Source organism: Rothia mucilaginosa, from assembly GCF_019334805.1.
In the GTDB taxonomy this organism is placed as follows: domain Bacteria; phylum Actinomycetota; class Actinomycetes; order Actinomycetales; family Micrococcaceae; genus Rothia; species Rothia mucilaginosa_C.
In genome coordinates this window covers 15,595-32,410 of the sequence record NZ_CP079822.1, presented here as the reverse complement: position 1 = coordinate 32,410, position 16,816 = coordinate 15,595, and the positions used below count along the sequence as shown (strand labels likewise).

Sequence of the window (16,816 nt, the reverse complement as noted above, 5' to 3'; positions counted from 1 at the left end):
GGAATTAAATGGGCGGCGTGCAACAGGCGGGGCGCAGAGAACCCGGCGGTACACGAGGCACCAGCCGGGTTCTCCACTCAAACAGGTCAGCACACAGCCGGAAAAGCTACAGCAGCGAAAGAGGCTACTTCTTCTTTTCCTTCTCCTCGCTCGAAGACAGTGCCGCAATGAAGGCTTCCTGAGGAACCTCCACACGACCGACCATCTTCATGCGCTTCTTGCCTTCCTTCTGCTTCTCCAGCAGCTTACGCTTACGCGAAATATCGCCGCCGTAACACTTCGACAGAACGTCCTTACGCATCGCGCGGATATTCTCGCGGGCAATAATACGCGAACCGATAGCCGCCTGAATCGGCACCTCAAACTGCTGGCGAGGAATCAGCTCACGCAGCTTAGAAGTCATCATCAGGCCGTACGAGTACGCCTTATCGCGGTGAGTAATGGCGCTGAACGCATCCACCTTCTCACCCTGCAGCAGGATGTCGACCTTCACCAGGTCGGCCTCTTCCTCACCGTCGAACTTCCAGTCCAGCGACGCGTAACCGCGGGTACGGGACTTCAACTGATCGAAGAAGTCGAACACAATCTCTGCCAGGGGCAGGCGGTAACGCATCTCCACACGATCCTCGGACAGGTAATCCATGCCGCCGATCTGGCCGCGGCGAGCCTGGCACAGCTCCATAATCGCACCAATGTACTCGCTCGGGGCAATAATCGTACACGCCACCATGGGCTCGCGAATCGTCGCGACCTTGCCCTCGGGGAATTCGCTCGGGTTGGTCACGCGCTTAGCGTTACCCGCCTCATCTACCACGTCGTAAATAACGTTCGGTGCGGTCGAAATCAGATCCAGGTTGAACTCGCGTTCCAGGCGCTCACGCACAATCTCCAGGTGCAGCAGACCCAGGAAGCCACAGCGGAAACCAAAGCCCAGAGCGGCAGAAGTCTCCGGCTCGTAAATCAGCGCGGCGTCGTTAAGCTTCAGCTTATCCAGCGCGTCACGCAACGCCGGGTAGTCCGAACCATCAATCGGGAACAGGCCCGAGAACACCATCGGCTTGGGGTCCTCGTAACCACCCAGGGACTCCTGCGCAGGCTTCGCGGCGGAGGTGACGGTATCACCCACACGGGACTGACGGACGTCCTTCACACCGGTAATGAGGTAGCCCACCTCGCCCACACCCAGGCCCTTCGACGGGACAGGCTCCGGCGAAATCACACCGATTTCGAGCAGGTCATGCTCAGCGCCGGTGGACATCATCTTAATCTTCTGACGCGGCTGCAGGCTACCGTCCACAACACGCACATAGGTGACCACACCGCGGTACGAGTCGTACACCGAGTCAAAAATCATGGCACGCGCCGGGGCGGATGCGTCACCCTGCGGGGCGGGAATCGCCTCCACAATACGGTCCAGCAGAGCCTCAACACCCTCACCGGTCTTACCCGATACGCGCAGAACCTCGTCCGGCTCGCAACCAATCAGGTTCGCCAGCTCCTCAGCGTACTTATCGGGCTGAGCCGCGGGAAGGTCAATCTTGTTCAGCACCGGGATGATGGTCAGGTCGTTCTCCATCGCCAGGTACAGGTTCGCCAGGGTCTGAGCCTCAATACCCTGGGCGGCGTCCACGAGCAGAAGCGCACCCTCACACGCGGCCAGGGAGCGGGAAACCTCGTAGGTGAAGTCCACGTGGCCGGGGGTGTCAATCATGTTCAGCGCGTAGGAGGTGCCGTCAACATCCCAGGGCATGCGCACAGCCTGGGACTTAATCGTGATACCGCGTTCACGTTCAATGTCCATGCGGTCCAGGTACTGCGCCTTCATATCGCGCGGGGCAACCACGCCGGTGGCCTGCAGCATACGGTCTGCGAGGGTGGACTTACCGTGGTCAATATGGGCGATAATGCAGAAATTGCGAATAATCGCGGGGTCGGTCGCCGCCGGAACGGGCGGGTTCTTCGACATCGGTGCCAATCACATCATCCTTTCGAGATGCTGGCTGCGGGTATGGGCATAGTTACCTATCATTTTCCCATACCCGCGCCATATGTGCGAACGGACCTAACGTTCCGAAGAATCCTCCACGGAATCCGTACCATCCTCGGCAGGATTCTCGGTCCCGGAGGAGCCGCTGAGGGAATCCAGGTAGCCCTCAATATCCTCGGCAATCACCTCACCGGAGACAGTGCGCAGAGTCGAATCCATCCTCTGCTCAATCTCACGCACCAGCTCAACCTTCTCGTAGTCCTTCGCCATTTCTTCGGCAAGCTCCGCCTCCCACTCATCAGCGTGGGCGCGCAGGCGGTCATACTCCTCAGACTCGACCTTAATGCCGAGGATGACCTCCAGCGCCTCGATCAGGCTCACGACCGCGCGCGGGTTCTGCTGGTCAAAGCTCAGATACCCCGGGATGCTCATGCGCAACATGACCGAGGAGGACAGGCCGTGCTCGGCGGCGAGCGCAGACATTGCCATCGTCACCGAGGTGGGGCCGGTGTAGTCCTCGTGCAGAATACCGGGGATAGCTGCCAGCTTCTCGTCGTGAGTGGTCAGCGTGTACGGGTACGGGCGGGTGTGCGCCACCTGATCCTCAAAGGTCTCAACGAAGATCGCGTGGTCCACGTGGAGCTTCTTTACGTACTTGAAGAAGCGGGTCATGAACCGCTGCAGGCACAGGCTCGGGGCGGGGCCGGTCACCACGAGCAGGCGCAGGCGGCGCTCCGGGATGGTGACCATGTTGTAGAAAACCTTGGGCCACACCAGAACCGTGGATTCGGAGTCGTCATTGTTCAGCAGCTGCGGGGCGACGGAGGCATAGTCGTAGAAGTCGTCCATGTCGAAGCCGGGGCTCTCATCGCACGGGTCGAACGCGCGGTGAATCACGTCGAGGGCGTCCTCACCGTTGCCCGGGGGTTCCTTCGCGGAGTTGAAACCGACCAGCATGACGGTCGTGTAGTTGTCCTCCTCGGAGGATTCGCTCAGGCGTAGCTTGCCGAGCAGGCCTTTCTTCGCGGGCTGTTCTGTGGAGGCGGGCTTGGCGAAAGCGTCAAAGAGTCGGGCGGGAGGGAAGTTCGGCTGGCTCATCGTTGTCCTTAGCTCGTGGTCGGTGGTTGTGTGGTGTGTATCGGCGGTGCTCACTCCCCCGGTGCCGTCTATGCGGCACTATTGCTAGGGCGCGGGCGGTGTGCGGTACCGCCGATAGTTCCCACTATACGGGCTCCCGCGCGACCCGCAAGCGGTTTCGTCACCGGGCGGGCGCCTCCCCGAAATCTGTGCCATAAAACCACAGCGTGCGGGTATAGCAAAAGGCATCCCGCCACTTAGCAGGATGCCTTTCACACAAGTTATGAGGAGTTAGCCGGTGACGCCCCCGACGGTCTTCTAGACCGAAGCATAAAGCCGCGGCCGCCCAAGCATTATTGCCACACCAATAGGCGAGGCTCAGGGTTACAGAGGAATCGTCTAACTCCTTGAGCCCAAGTATACACGAAAATCTATCTTCCTATTTCGTCATTTGTCTTTGTATTACTGGCTTGCTACTACTCAATTGGGTCGCAGGCTGCGGGCTCCACTTCCCAGTCATCAGCATGAGCAGCAAATAGTCACAATTTACCCACTATTTTGAAAAAGGTTTTGCTAGATGCCACCTTTTCTCTTTACGACAGGAACGGCGTTTCACTTAGTTTTAGGTTCCTTACGGGCATAGCAAAAGGCATCCCGCCACTTAGCAGGATGCCCTTCACACAAGTTATAAGGAGTTAACCGGTGGTGCCCCCGATGTCTTCTAGACCGAAGCATAAAGCCGCGGCCGCCCGAGCGTTATTGCCACACCGATAGGTGAGGCTCAGGGTTTCAGAGGGGTCGTTTAACTCCTTAACCCCAACTATACACGAAAAAGAAACCCCCTGCGTTCCCCTTAGAGGAGGGGGAACACAGGGGGTCTCTGCCCTTAAACCAGAGAGGTACTCACGTACCCCGCAAGTTTTAGAAAGCCTTGTTTACCAGCGTAGCAAGACCGGACTTCTTGTTTGCAGCGGTCTTCTTGTGCAGAACACCCTTGGAAACAGCCTTGTCCAGCTTACGGTTCACAAAACGCAGAGCCTCAACAGCTGCTTCCTTGTTCTGTGCCTCAACAGCAGCCTTGACCTTGCGGGTCGCGGTCTTCAGCTCGGACTTTACAATGTTGTTGCGCAGGCGAGCCTTCTCGTTGGTGAGGATACGCTTCTTCTGAGACTTAATGTTAGCCACAATTAAACTTTCTGTTTTGTCTTATTGGTCGGTGAGGGCGACGCTGGCCGATCATCGACTGAGCGGCGTGGGGATGCCTATGGCAACCGGCCAGCAGTGCCCGATGACCATCGGACACTCAACCACACATAATACCAGATGAACAGCCTCCACGACAGACCCTCGCGGAGAGAAAAATACTGTGAAAACCGCTACACGTAGCCCCCACATCTAACGCCGGTCACCCTCAGATTCCCGGCATCAAGCACAGGGGTTAGCCGTTATGGCGAGTCCAGGCACGCTCAATCAGGCGGAACGTATCCTCCGGCATAATCGCGCCCTCACGGCGCATCGCATCCGGACGAACACGAATCACACGGTTCAACTTCACCTCAGAAGCGCGGCCCTGCGGATCCCACGGGCCCGAACCAATATCAAGGTAATTCGGATCAGCGTGCTCACGGTTATTATGATCCTTGCTGGTCATCATCAGCGCCAGCAGGTACTCACCGTCACGACCCACCAGAAGCACCGGGCGGTCCTTACCCTGCGAGTGGTCCTCCTCGAAGGGAACCCACGTCCACACGATTTCACCCGGGTCAGCGTCGCCATCCAGGGAGGGCGAATACTCAAAGTTGATCATGTCGCGGTAATCGCCCGGGTAATCCGAACCGTTCGACGCGCCGGTAGCCGGTGCGGAAGGCTTCGGGGCGCTCGGCTTAGGCGCCGAAGAGCCGGAGGTACGAGCCTCACCCTGACGAGATTCGCGCTGACGAGATTCATCCCCGCGGGACTCACTCTTCTGGGAGGACTCGGAGCCGCCCTTAGACGCAGTAGCGTCGTTGAGGGCATCCTCTGCCGCCTTCTGCAGGAAGGGCAGCAGGGCAAAGAAAATTTTCTTCAGAATTTCGAGCATGGGCTCTATTATGCACTACAGGCGCGGAGGTAGAGCAATCGCCAAAACAGCCTGCTCCACCGCATACACAGCATCCTGCGACTCACCCTTCAGCTGGGCGTCCGCATCAGCCAGAAGCTGAACAATATGCGCCAGCTGGGCGCCGGTAAAACGGCGGCCGTCACGCTGAGCCTGCTCAACCTGCCACGGTGACATACCCACCTCACGCGCCAGCTCATTAGCGCTCATACGCACGTGATGCACGCGCGCAATATTGCGGATACGCATAGCGAGCGCGCCAAGCATCGGAATCGGCTCCGTGCCGGTGGCAAGGGAGTGACGGAGCAGACGCAGAGCCTCCGGGGCGTTACCGGAAATCGCCGCGTCACTGACACGGAACGCGGTGACCTCGGTGCGGCCGCCGTAGTAGCGGTTCACCACCTCCTCGGTGATTTCGCCGGGTACGTCAGAGAGCAGCTGCTGGCAGGCGGCGGCAAGCTCCGCAGTGTCGGAGGAGGCGGCAGTCAGCAACGCCAGGGCGCCGCCGGTAATCGGGCGCTGGGCGGCGGCGAACTCCCCCGCCAAGAACTCGCTCTTCTCGCGATCGGTCTTGAGCGCCTTGCAGTTAATGAGCACGAACTGGGAGCGCACCAGGTCGATGAGCTTCTTGCCGCGGTTACCGCCCGAGTGGTTCAGAATCAGCATGATGTCCGGCTCGGGGGCGTTCAGGTAGGCGAGCGTATCGGTCAAAAACTCATCACTCATGGAGGCAACGTTCTCAACCTCAATGATCTTCGCCGAACCGAACAGGGAGGGCGAAGCGTGCAGGATCAGCTCCCCCGCCGTGTAGGTGGCGGCGTTAATCTGAACGCGGTCCACCTCCGGGTGGATGCTGCGGAACAACTCACGCAGGCGCGCCGCAGCGCGGGAGGCGAAGTACTCCTCCGGGCCGTAGAGCATGACGGCGGGTGCCGGGGTGACGGTACGCCACGCGGTGTCGAGGGCGGGGCCGCCTCGGCGGGCGTAGCCTCGGGAACCACCACGCTGGGTTGAACGCTTGCGCTCGGACACGCTTATCACTCGCCTTTATCTGCAGGGTACGGGCTGAACTCGGCCCCGCTGCGCACGGGGGTGCTGCGCGGGTAGAGTCTCGAGTATCCATCATAGCGTTTTCTTCTCAGATGCCTCTAGCGGTGGTTAGGGGTAGTCGGTCAGGGTCAGTCGGTCAGGGACGGGCGGGCTGATGGGAGCGCGCGGTGCGCGGTACCACCCGCAAATACTGCCGGTGCGTGACCGCACGGTAGCGGCGCGCATCCACCCACCAGAGGGCAATGCTCAACGCCAGCACGCAGAGGGCGCTACACACCACCGCCGGCACGCTCGAACCGGGCTCCCACGGGTTACCCGGCGCGTGCGCGGCAGTGTGTGCCGCCCACTCGATGCCCTGCGCGGCAAGGCCACCGGCACGCAGGCACAGATCCGCCGCAGTGGGCAGACCCAGGAGCATGAATCCGAGTGCCGCCAGCCCGGCGAGCATACTCAGCGGCGCTAAAGTAGCGGCAATCAGGTTCGCCGGAACCGAGTAGAGCGGCACCTTACCGCTCATCGCCAAAATCAGCGGAGTGCACCACAGGGACGCCACAATCGGCGCGGCGAGCATTTCCGCGCAGAACACCGGCATGACGCGCATGAGCAGGCGAATCAGCGGCGGGCCCAGCAGAATCAGCGCGGAGGTTGCCGTCACCGACAGGGCGAACCCCATATCCACGGCGAGGTGCGGGGCGGCAAGCAGACACGTCAGTACCGTTGTTTGCAGCGCCGCCAAGGACTGGCGGCCCGAACCGCGCAGCATCGCGTAAGCGCCGAGCAGACCCATGGCGAGGGAACGAATCACGGAACCCTCAGAGTCCAGCAGCATGGCGTAGGCGAGCACCGCCGCGACCCCGCACAGCACCATGACGCGGTGCGGAATGGCGAGGGTGCTCAGCCGATGCACGAGCGGCGGCAGGGCGTGGGCATTTGGCGGGGTAGGTTGTTGCGGGTAGGCCGATTGTTGAGCGGGGGCGGCGTGGCGGGGGTACGCGGGGCGGCGAGAACGAGCCGCGCCTCTCCCCCGCAACCGCTGTATCCAGGAACGGAACAGCAGGTATGCGCTGGCGAGGCGGTACGGGCGAACCGTCAACACTAGCCGGTACGCACCCAAAAACACAATGGCAATATTCGCCCCGGACACCGCCGTAATATGGCTGAGCCCGCTGAGCTTATACTCCTCCCGCGCGGTCGAACTCATCAGCGAATCATCCCCGTAGGCGGTACCCAAAACCAGTGCCGCCGACTCCGTGCCGAGGGCGTCCAGGGCGCGGGTGCGCAGCTGCTCCTTGAGCGTGGACAGGTACGGCTCCGCCGCCGTCCGGGTGACAGCGTTCGACCCGGTACCGTAGGCGGGCGCAGGAAAAATAGTTGCGCCGCTCAGCTTCGCCGTGGAACCGTTGAACTCCACCGTGCCGAGAGCGGTCACCTTCATGCCCGGATAAATCGCCTGCGAGCGCGCGGTACCGCTCCCCTGTTGCTGAGCTGCCGAGCTCGCCGCCGAACGTGCCTCCAGGCGCTGCGCGGCGCTCTTTGCCGAACCGTCACGCCGATACACGCGTACCCGCTCATTCACCAGCGCACGCACGCTCCGCCCCTGAATTTCCTCCAGCTTAATGACCACCAGAGTAGTGCGCGGATCCACGCGGCGAACCTGCTCCACCGTGCCATTCAGACGAAGCGAGGCACCCTGCGCCTGCTGCAGGGTGGCGCGGGATGCATCCACCCCCGTAGCGCACAAAAGCACCGCCTGAACCGTGACAATACACGCCAGAAAAACCAGCTGACCGGTCGTGCGAAAGAGCAGGCTGTAGGGCATCACCGCACGCGGCGGAAAGAACAGCAGAATCACCAGGCACCCCAGCAGGGCAATGAGCACACACGCCAGCGGATGCACCACCCGCCACGTACCCACGGTCAGCGCCGCCGCGGTAAAAGCCCACAGCACCAGCACCGTAAAACTCAGGCGAAAGTCCAGGTGAATGAGGCTTCCCTGGGCGCGCAGCTCCTGCTCATCACGGCGGGTACGCCACCGTTCAGCGCCGATGCTCCAGCGGTAGCGGACGCGGTCATACGCCGTAGCCGCGGACCGGATGAGGCGCCGGGTGAGGCGCAAGGAACCGGGAAAGAGTTCCTGCTCCCCTGCCTGCGGGCGGTTCGGCCTGCGGTTTTGCCGGGGCATTAGACCGTCACCAGCGGACGCAGATTCTCCAGCATCGACGGACCAATGCCAGGCACCGCATCCAGCTCATCCACGCTACGGAAACCGCCGTGCGCCTCACGCCAGGCAATAATGCGCTGAGCCATCGCCGGACCAATACGCGGCAGGGTCTGTAGCTCCTCAGCGGTGGCGGTGTTAATGTTCACCGGGGTTGAACCCTTCTGCGCGCTGCCCGCAGGAGTTAGCGTGCGCGCAGGCTGAGGCTGAGTGCCACCCTGAGAAGCGCCGTTCTGCGCTGCACCATTCGCCGCGTTACCCTGACCCGCATTTGCCGTTCCACCATTGGGCTGAATCTGCGCCGGAGCAGCCGTCTCACCACGATGGGGCACATAAATCTGCACCCCGTCACTGAGCGCACCGGCAAGGTTTACGCGGTCCAGGTCAGCATCCGCGGCGGCACCGGAGGCGGCGGCAATCGCATCCACGGCACGACCCTGCGCGGGTAGCGTGTACACGCCGGGATTGTTCACGGCACCCGCCACGTGCACCCGCACGGTAGCCTCACCGGAGGCGCCACCCTGCGCAGATTCACTCGGGTTAGCGCCCGGCTGGGCAGTAGATTGAGTAGCGGACTGGGTGCCGGGTTGAGTTCCGGGGCTCTGCTGGGCACCCACCGCCTGCACCGACTCGGCAGAAGCGCCCGGGGAGGCGACCTGCTCGGCACGCGGCGCCGCCGAAAACTGGGTCACACCCCACACCACGGCAACCAACGCCAACACCGCCACCAGAAGCAGCACGCGCGGCGACAAGCCCCAACGGGCACTGCGGGTGGTGCCGGGCTGATCGGTCTGCTCCCACTCCGCCCAGTCGTCCACCTCGTTCCAATCGGGCTGCTGATCCCAGTCAGCCCAACCATTCGACTCCGGCTGGGATGCCGTGGGCTTGCTGGTAGGTACAGGGTCGCCGGTAGGTACGGGCTGGCTCGCCCTGGGCTGTGCGGTGCCGGGCTGAGAAGAATTAGGCAGCGAAAATTCAGGCTGCGGTGCCTCAGCTTCTTCGGCAGCTACCTCCGCGGGCGTTACCTCAGCGGCAATAGCCAGAGGTACGGTGTCCTCGGCATCCGGCGCACCGTTCTTGCGGGCGCGGGGGCTGCGGTAGAGGCTGTTCATCAGGGAACGGGCGCTACGCTGCGCGCCGCCCGGCTGGGCTGTGCCACCCTGCTGGGGTGCGTTGTCTTGCACAGGGCTCTGTACAGCATTCTGGTCGGGGTTGGGGGTCATGCTCGTCATACCCCTACCCTAGGCTCACGCGCGTGAACGCACGAGCGCACGCAAAGAACCTGTGGATAACTCCCCTCGATCGGCGCGAAAGGAGCCATCCACAGGTTCATTTTTGAAAAATATGCGGTTTTTGTTCAAAAACAGCGGGTTGCGGCTTGTCACAAAGCCGTCACAAACACCTCAGCCACACGAGCTTCCCACACCGTTTGAGAGCAGAATCTAGCCTTCGCTTAGTCCTCGCGCGGCAACTCAGTACCGGGAACACCCAGCTCCGAAGCACGCTTATCAGCCATCACCAGCAGGCGACGAATACGGCCCGCAATCGCGTCCTTCGTCATCGGCGGATCAGCCAGACGACCCAGCTCATCCAACGACGCATGCTTATGCAGCACACGCAGCTCACCGGCATAACGCAGATGATCCGGCGCCTCATGCCCCAGAATCTGCAGGGCACGCTCCACGCGGGCGCTCGCCGCAACAGCCGCCTGAGCGCTACGGCGCAGGTTCGCATCATCAAAATTCGCCAGACGGTTCGCGGTCGCACGAACCTCCTTGCGGGTGCGCGCCTCACGCCACGTGGTCAGGGTGCTAGTCGCGCCCATACGCTCCAGCAGCTGCGAAATGGTCTCGCCGTCACGCACCACCACACGGTCGGTGCCGCGCACCTCGCGTGCCTTCGCAATAATCTCCAGGCGACGAGCCGCACCCACCAGCGCGAGTGCCGCCTCCGGACCGGGGCAGGTAATCTCCAGGGAGGAGGAACGACCCGGCTCAGTCAGCGAACCGTGCGCCAAGAACGCACCGCGCATAACCGCCTCGGCGTCCTGCAGGGAGCCGTTCACCACAGCCGGCGGCAGGCCACGCACCGGGCGGCCACGCAAATCCAGCAGGCCGGTCTGGCGAGCCAGTGCCTCACCGCCGTGATCCACACGCACAATGTAGCGGCCGCCTCGACGCAGGCCACCACCGCTGACGCTGGTCAGCTCAGAGTCGTGACCGTAAATCTCCGCGATGGTGCGGCGCATGCGGTGGGCGGTTGCCTCGTGGTCGACCTCAGACTCCACCACGATTCGCCCCGAGACGATGTGCAGGCCTCCGGTAAAACGCAGAATCGTAGAGATTTCTGCCTTACGAGCAGAGACTTTCGTTGCCTCGTAGTTGGCGAGTTCGTCCTTGACGAGCGTGGTTAATGCCATGAAAGGTCCTTCTGGGCGTAGTGTTAAAGTCTAAAAATCAGGAAAAGAGCGCACAAAACAGCCAGCTCAAGCATCACGCCTGAGCCGCAAATCCAAGCCAGTCAATCTAAGAGCTCAGCTCAAACGCTTCGTTATACGCAGCCGCAAGCTTCAGCGGGTCGTGCACATTCGGCTGGGAGCTCGAACGCAGATGCGCCCACACAACCTTCGCACCCATCGCAGAAGCCTCCCGCTCCAGCTCGGAACGGTGATCAGCCTGCATGTCAGCGTCAGCAATCACCGCGTCAAGGTGAAGCTTCGGGGCGTACTGGCGCAACAAATCCAGGTGCGTTGCCGGGGTGAAACCGACCGTCTCCTTATCATCGGAGAGGTTCATGACCACGCAGCGGCGCGCCTCCGTGCGGATAATCGCCTCACGCTGAGCGTCCAACAGCAGATGCGGCAGAACCGACGTACGCCACGAACCCGGACCCAAAACAATCCAATCGGATTCCTCAATAGCGGAGAGCGCCTCCGGGCAGGGGCGAGCATTCTCAGGGGTCAGACCAATATCGTGAACCCGTTCCTCCTTCGAGAGGTTCACCTGGCCGACCACCTTCACACGCTCAATACCGCCACCGTTATGCTCACGCAGCACGGTGCCGTAAATGACCATCGGATCCAGCGCCATCGGTAGCACGCGGCCGCGCGCGTTCAGCAGGGCACCCGCCCAGTCCAGACCGGCAACCGGGTCATCCAGCAGCTGCCAGAGAGTAGCAATCAGCAGGTTACCGAGAGCGTGGTAATCCAGCGGGAACTCACCCTCATAACCTTCGGGCGCGCTAAAACGATGCTGCATCACATCACGCCACGTGCGACCCCAATCGGTGTCATCACACAGCGCAGAAAGCGCCATACGCAAGTCCCCGGGAGGGAGAATACCCATCTCCTCACGCAAACGACCCGACGAACCGCCATCGTCAGCAACCGTCACAACAGCCGTCAAATCAGGCGTGACGTGGCGAAGCGCAGACAGGGAACCGTACAGCCCGTGGCCGCCGCCCATCGCCGTGACCTTCGGCGAACGGTGCGTGGTCTTCAACAGGCGCAGAGCCTGAGTCGGCAGAGCCGGCAGGCGCGGAATACCCTGAGTGTCATAACTGGTCGAATGGGTGGACATAGTAATACCTCACATACCCGGAAGGAATGGTATGCCGGTCCCACGGGTGCGGGGCCGGACGGCGGCTAATGAATCACGACGCGGTGGTTGGGACGCGCCGGGAAAAACTTACTCGCGGCCCTTGTCACGGTGCTGAACATTCACGTTCAGCTCACCGAAAGCAGAGAGACGACGAGCCAGTTCCTCCGTCACAGCCACGGAACGATGCTTACCACCGGTGCAGCCAATAGCGATGGTGGCGTAGTACTTGCCCTCGCGGCGGTAGCCCTCAAGCACGGGGCGAAGAGCCGCAAGGTAGTTGCTGATGAACTCCTCGGTGCCCGCGTGCTCCAGCACGTAGTCGCGCACCGGGGCGTCCTGACCGGTCAGGGGGCGCAGCTCCGGAACCCAGTGCGGGTTCGGGATGAAACGCATATCAGCCATATAGTTAGCGTCCGAAGGCGCACCGTACTTGAAGCCGAAGCTCATCACGGTCAGGTTCAGCTTCTTATCCGCACCCTCAGCGAACATTTCACGCACGGTACGAGCCAGCTCGTGAACGTTCATGCCGGTGGTGTCAATGGTGCGGTCAGAAGCGAGGCGCAGACCTTCAAAGAGAGTGCGTTCAGCGCGGATGCCATCGAGGACGCGGCCCTCACCCTGCAGCGGGTGCGGGCGGCGCTGAGCCTCGTAGCGGGCAATAATGGTCTCATCCTTGGCGTCAAGGAAGAGCATGGAGAAGTCAATATCGGACTTGCGCAGAGTCTCAATCGCAGCGGGAAGATCGGAGAACAGGGCGCGGGCGCGAACGTCAATACCGAGCGCCACCTTCGGAACTCGCGCACCGTCGCGGGTCACCAGCTCAGCCAGGGAACCGAGCATCTGCGGCGGGATGTTATCGATAACGTACCAGCCCTCATCCTCCAGTACATTTGCGACAGTACTGCGGCCTGCACCGGAAATACCGGTGATCACCAGAATCTGAGGGCGCTCCTCACTCTGGGCGGACTCTACCGTGGCGGGCTTGCTCTGATTCTCGGGCATGGTGCTTCTTCCCCTTCAACGCGAAATACTCTCTATGCCATGATACAAGACCTTTATCTGACGGTTCAGGGGTACGGTCAGAAATTTCACCAGTATGACAGAAATATGAGGCACTCCCCCGAGTGAACCCCAGAAGAAAGAAACCCGCATCACAAGTGCTTGCGCATAATGCTCTCCAAGGGGGCTACAGAAGAAGGCGGGCGGCAGAGCTACGGAGGAGCAGGCAGGCAGCAGAGCCGGGGGTATAGCAGATTTGGAGGGTACAGCAAAGCCCGCACGGTACCTCCCACAGGAGGCACCGCACGGGCTCCACGCCACGAACGTTTCGAACTATGAACGCTCCGCAACTATACGCGGATGCGCCAGGTTGTCTTAGACAGAAAGCTCAGGCCAAAAGCTTAGGCAGAAAGCTCAGGCAGGAACGCCGCCACATGCTCCAACAGACGCACGGACAGTTCCTTCTTCGAACCGGAGAACACCGGCGCCTCATCATTCAGAGTCGACAGCAGCGTAATCGTGTTATCGTCCGTGCCGAAACCACGATTCACACCCACCGTATTGACCGCCAGGAAGTCCGTGCCCTTACGCTGCAGCTTCTCACGACCCAGCTCCAACGGAGTCTTCTCCGCCGAACCGGTCTCCGCCGCAAAACCAACAATGAGCTTCGGACCGAGGGTGCTCTCCCCTGCCTCACGAGCCTGCTGGCGGCGCACCACGACCTCACGCAGAATATCCGGGTTGCGCACCAGCTGAATCACCGGCGCATCCTCAGAATCGGCGCTCTTCTTAATCTTGAACTCGGCAAACTCGGCGGGCCTAAAATCAGCCACCGCCGCAGACATGATCAGCACATCTGCCGCCGCGCTCGCCTCAAGGGTCGCCTCGCGCAGCTCCAGGGCGCTCACCACGCGGGTCACCTGCACACCCTCCGGCGCAGGAACCTCAAGGTTCGCACCAATCAGGTGAACGGTCGCGCCCAGGTCGCGTGCCGCCTCCGCGAGCGCCACACCCTGCTTGCCGGTCGAACGGTTGCCGAGGAAGCGTACCGGGTCCAGCGCCTCACGGGTACCGCCGGCGGTAATGACCACGAGGCGACCAGCCAGAGGGCCACGCAGCGATTCGGATGCGCCAGTTGCCTGGCTGGGTTCAATCTGACCAGGCTCAGTCTTGCCCGAATCACCCTGGCCCAGCAGCGCCGAAGTCAGCGTCGCCGCACGCGCCGCCGCCATACGCTCCTGCTCCGTACCCGTGTACAGGGGCTCAGTCGGCGCGTAACCGGGCGTGTACACCGGGTGCACCTGACCCTTCGGGAAGCGGGCAATCACATCCAGAGCCACCGTGAAAATATCCTCCGGCTCAGGCATGCGACCCGGACCAGAATCCGGGCCCGTCAAACGCCCAATCGCAGGCTCAATCACGTGATAACCCCACGAACGCAGCGTCTGCACATTCGCCTGAGTCGCCGGATGCTCCCACATCTGGGTGTGCATCGCCGGCGCCAAAATCACCGGGGCGTGCGTCGTCAACACCGTAGAGGACAGCAGATCATCCGCACGACCAGCCGCCAAACGAGCCAGCAAATCAGCGGTCGCCGGGGCAATCACCACAGCGTCAGCCTGTTCAGCCTGACGCACATGGTTCACCTCCGGCACGCGGTCAAATACGTCCGTTGAGACGGGGTTGCCGCTCAGCGCCTCCAGAGTGGGAACACCCACGAACTTCGTCGCGTTCGGGGTGGGCATGGCAATCACCTCGTCGCCATTCTTCGCAAAAAGACGAAGGAGCATCGCCGCCTTGTACGCAGCAATGCCCCCTCCAATACCAACGATAATGCGCATGGTACGTCAAAGAATCCTTGTAGAAGCAGATTACTCAGCGGACTCGTCGAGGATAACCTCTTCGATAGCAATAACCTCTTCGCTACCTGCGGGGATGTACTCCTCCTCGATAGCGCCAGAGAACTCAGCCGCGCTGAAATCAATCACAGCGGACAGATCCTCGGGAATCGGGTAGCCGTCCTCGTCGAACTTAGCGTCCGGGCGGTGCTCCGCCACAACACGGTCAGCAATGATTTCACGCATTGCCACCGACAGGGACTTCTCGTTCGACTCAGCGTCAACCAGCGGGCCAACGTGCGCAGCAGTATTGTCCTGCAGGTTAGCGTAGTACGCGTTAATCTGGCGTGCACGGCGGGCACCGAAAATCACCAGGCCGTACTTGGACTCCGCCTTCTCAATCAGCGCGTCAGCGCTGGGGCTCACGATGCCCTCGGGAGCGACACCGTCAACGAAGTTGTAGTCCTCGTGTTCCTTGATTTCGTTTGCCACTAAAAACTCCAAATAGCTTGATGGAATGTACGTACCGAACACCCCCGCACACCGTTCGCGCTATGGCGCAAACCGGGCGCACTGAGGGCACGGTCAAAACTAAAGAACTATTCTACCCTCTCAACGGCTAAAACGCACGTACCAGCCTGGACAAAAGGTGTCAGCCCATAGAAAAAGGTGGGGGCCCGAAGAAAACTCTTCGAAACCCCCACCCTTCACAACGCCTCGCGGCAGAACTACAGGTCGGAAGAAACTCTAGCCCCACCGCAAACGCAAAGCATGCAGATTAGGCGGCGCCAATCAGCTCAGCAATCTCCTTCGCCGCACGCTCAACAGAGTCGTTGACGACCGTGACGTCAAATTCCTTCTCAGCAGCCAGCTCAACCTTCGCGGTTTCAAGGCGACGAGCTTGCTCCTGCTCACTCTCGGTACCTCGACCCACCAGACGCGACACCAGCTCATCCCAGCTCGGAGGAGCCAAGAAAATCAGGCGAGCATCAGGCATGGTCTCGCGAATCTGGCGAGCACCCTGCAGGTCAATCTCAAGGATCACCGGGCGGCCAGCATCCAGAGCCTCCTGGACCTTAGCGCGCGGAGTACCGTACTTGTTCTTACCGTGCACCACAGCGTACTCAAGCATCTGACCGTCAGCAATCATCTGGTCAAACTCTTCCATCGAAACGAAATAGTAGTGAGTACCGTCAACCTCACCGGGGCGAGGATCACGAGTGGTAGCGGAAACAGAGAACCACACGTTCGGGTAGTTCTCACGAATGTACTGGCACACCGTACCCTTGCCAACAGCAGTGGGGCCAGCCAGTACGGTGAGAGTCGGCTGAGACATAGCTTCCTTACTGCACCTTCATCGGCTGAAGGCACGAGGTATTAGGGCTGAGAAGATTCAGGAGGCAGAGTATTAGTCCTGCGACGTGCACGGTTCAAATACCGCGAATTACGGTTGAAGTACTCCACCATCTTGCGACGCTGGTGTACACCAAGGCCGCCAAGGCGGCGAGTCGGTGCAATATGAAGTTCTTCAATGATGCGTTCAGCTCGAACGGCACCAATGCCCGGAAGTGCGCGCAACATCTGCCCCACCGGCATTTTAGCCAGTGCAGGGTCGGAATCGACCATGTCGAGCACCTGACGCACGGAAAGTTCACGGTCACTCAGTGCACGCTTAATTTCCTGGCGGTGTGCTCGGGCAAGTACTGCCTTCTCGCGGGCGGAGGCGCGCGCATCCTCAGTTAGCGGAGTCAGCGGCATGGTTGGGTCCCCCATTTCTGCGAGTTATAGAATTTTACTTATCAACTAATGTAACACGGATGACACGAGAATCCTCGTTCCACCCGCGGCACTCACCCTCGCACCAACAATGCGTCTACGCACGTCAGCACGTAAATATCAGGGAGTACCCCTATAGCATAGCGGAGTATTCGCCCTATCAAAAGTGGAGCC

The 16,816-nt window shown here is 61.1% G+C and carries 14 protein-coding genes; all 14 read right to left on the bottom strand.

Annotation, left to right across the window (positions count from 1 at the left end):
- Window positions 1–124: 124 nt before the first annotated feature.
- Window positions 125–1,966, bottom strand: coding sequence for a translation elongation factor 4 (gene lepA / locus LPB405_RS00135; RefSeq protein WP_371260001.1), 1,842 nt, complete (start codon window positions 1,964–1,966; stop codon window positions 125–127).
- A 96-nt stretch (window positions 1,967–2,062) separates the two neighbouring features.
- The gene (locus LPB405_RS00130) at window positions 2,063–3,085 is read right to left on the bottom strand and encodes a PAC2 family protein (RefSeq protein WP_219101395.1); all 1,023 of its coding nucleotides are present in this window, start codon (window positions 3,083–3,085) and stop codon (window positions 2,063–2,065) included.
- Window positions 3,086–3,985: 900 nt separating this feature from the next.
- Window positions 3,986–4,249 carry a 30S ribosomal protein S20 gene (gene rpsT / locus LPB405_RS00125; protein ID WP_049360830.1) on the bottom strand — a complete coding sequence of 88 codons (264 nt, stop codon included), beginning with the start codon at window positions 4,247–4,249 and terminating at the stop codon, window positions 3,986–3,988.
- 253 nt (window positions 4,250–4,502) lie between these two features.
- The gene (locus tag LPB405_RS00120) at window positions 4,503–5,144 is read right to left on the bottom strand and encodes a type II toxin-antitoxin system PemK/MazF family toxin (protein WP_219101393.1); all 642 of its coding nucleotides are present in this window, start codon (window positions 5,142–5,144) and stop codon (window positions 4,503–4,505) included.
- Window positions 5,145–5,159: 15 nt separating this feature from the next.
- A complete protein-coding gene (holA, locus tag LPB405_RS00115) occupies window positions 5,160–6,194 on the bottom strand; it encodes a DNA polymerase III subunit delta (RefSeq protein WP_049345456.1) in 1,035 nt (344 codons plus the stop codon).
- A 154-nt stretch (window positions 6,195–6,348) separates the two neighbouring features.
- Window positions 6,349–8,394 (bottom strand): ComEC/Rec2 family competence protein, encoded by a 2,046-nt coding sequence (locus tag LPB405_RS00110; protein WP_219101391.1) that lies wholly within the window; start codon window positions 8,392–8,394, stop codon window positions 6,349–6,351.
- On the bottom strand, window positions 8,394–9,662 hold the full coding sequence (locus tag LPB405_RS00105; protein WP_219101389.1) for a helix-hairpin-helix domain-containing protein: 1,269 nt from the start codon (window positions 9,660–9,662) through the stop codon (window positions 8,394–8,396). The genes LPB405_RS00110 and LPB405_RS00105 overlap by 1 nt, the downstream gene beginning before the upstream one ends.
- 221 nt (window positions 9,663–9,883) lie before the next feature.
- The gene (gene whiA / locus LPB405_RS00100) at window positions 9,884–10,849 is read right to left on the bottom strand and encodes a DNA-binding protein WhiA (protein WP_219101387.1); all 966 of its coding nucleotides are present in this window, start codon (window positions 10,847–10,849) and stop codon (window positions 9,884–9,886) included.
- Window positions 10,850–10,955: 106 nt separating this feature from the next.
- Complete coding sequence (locus tag LPB405_RS00095; protein WP_012903503.1) at window positions 10,956–12,008, bottom strand: gluconeogenesis factor YvcK family protein; 1,053 nt, start codon at window positions 12,006–12,008, stop codon at window positions 10,956–10,958.
- A 108-nt stretch (window positions 12,009–12,116) separates the two neighbouring features.
- Window positions 12,117–13,031 (bottom strand): RNase adapter RapZ, encoded by a 915-nt coding sequence (rapZ, locus tag LPB405_RS00090; RefSeq protein WP_219101385.1) that lies wholly within the window; start codon window positions 13,029–13,031, stop codon window positions 12,117–12,119.
- 398 nt (window positions 13,032–13,429) lie between these two features.
- A complete protein-coding gene (locus LPB405_RS00085) occupies window positions 13,430–14,869 on the bottom strand; it encodes a bifunctional phosphopantothenoylcysteine decarboxylase/phosphopantothenate synthase (protein WP_219101383.1) in 1,440 nt (479 codons plus the stop codon).
- A gap of 30 nt (window positions 14,870–14,899) precedes the next feature.
- Window positions 14,900–15,358, bottom strand: a complete 459-nt coding sequence (gene rpoZ / locus LPB405_RS00080; RefSeq protein WP_044150418.1) for a DNA-directed RNA polymerase subunit omega — start codon at window positions 15,356–15,358, stop codon at window positions 14,900–14,902.
- A 286-nt stretch (window positions 15,359–15,644) separates the two neighbouring features.
- Window positions 15,645–16,202, bottom strand: a complete 558-nt coding sequence (gene gmk / locus LPB405_RS00075; RefSeq protein WP_005505951.1) for a guanylate kinase — start codon at window positions 16,200–16,202, stop codon at window positions 15,645–15,647.
- A 41-nt stretch (window positions 16,203–16,243) separates the two neighbouring features.
- Window positions 16,244–16,624, bottom strand: a complete 381-nt coding sequence (gene mihF, locus LPB405_RS00070; RefSeq protein WP_070666537.1) for an integration host factor, actinobacterial type — start codon at window positions 16,622–16,624, stop codon at window positions 16,244–16,246.
- Window positions 16,625–16,816: the final 192 nt, after the last annotated feature.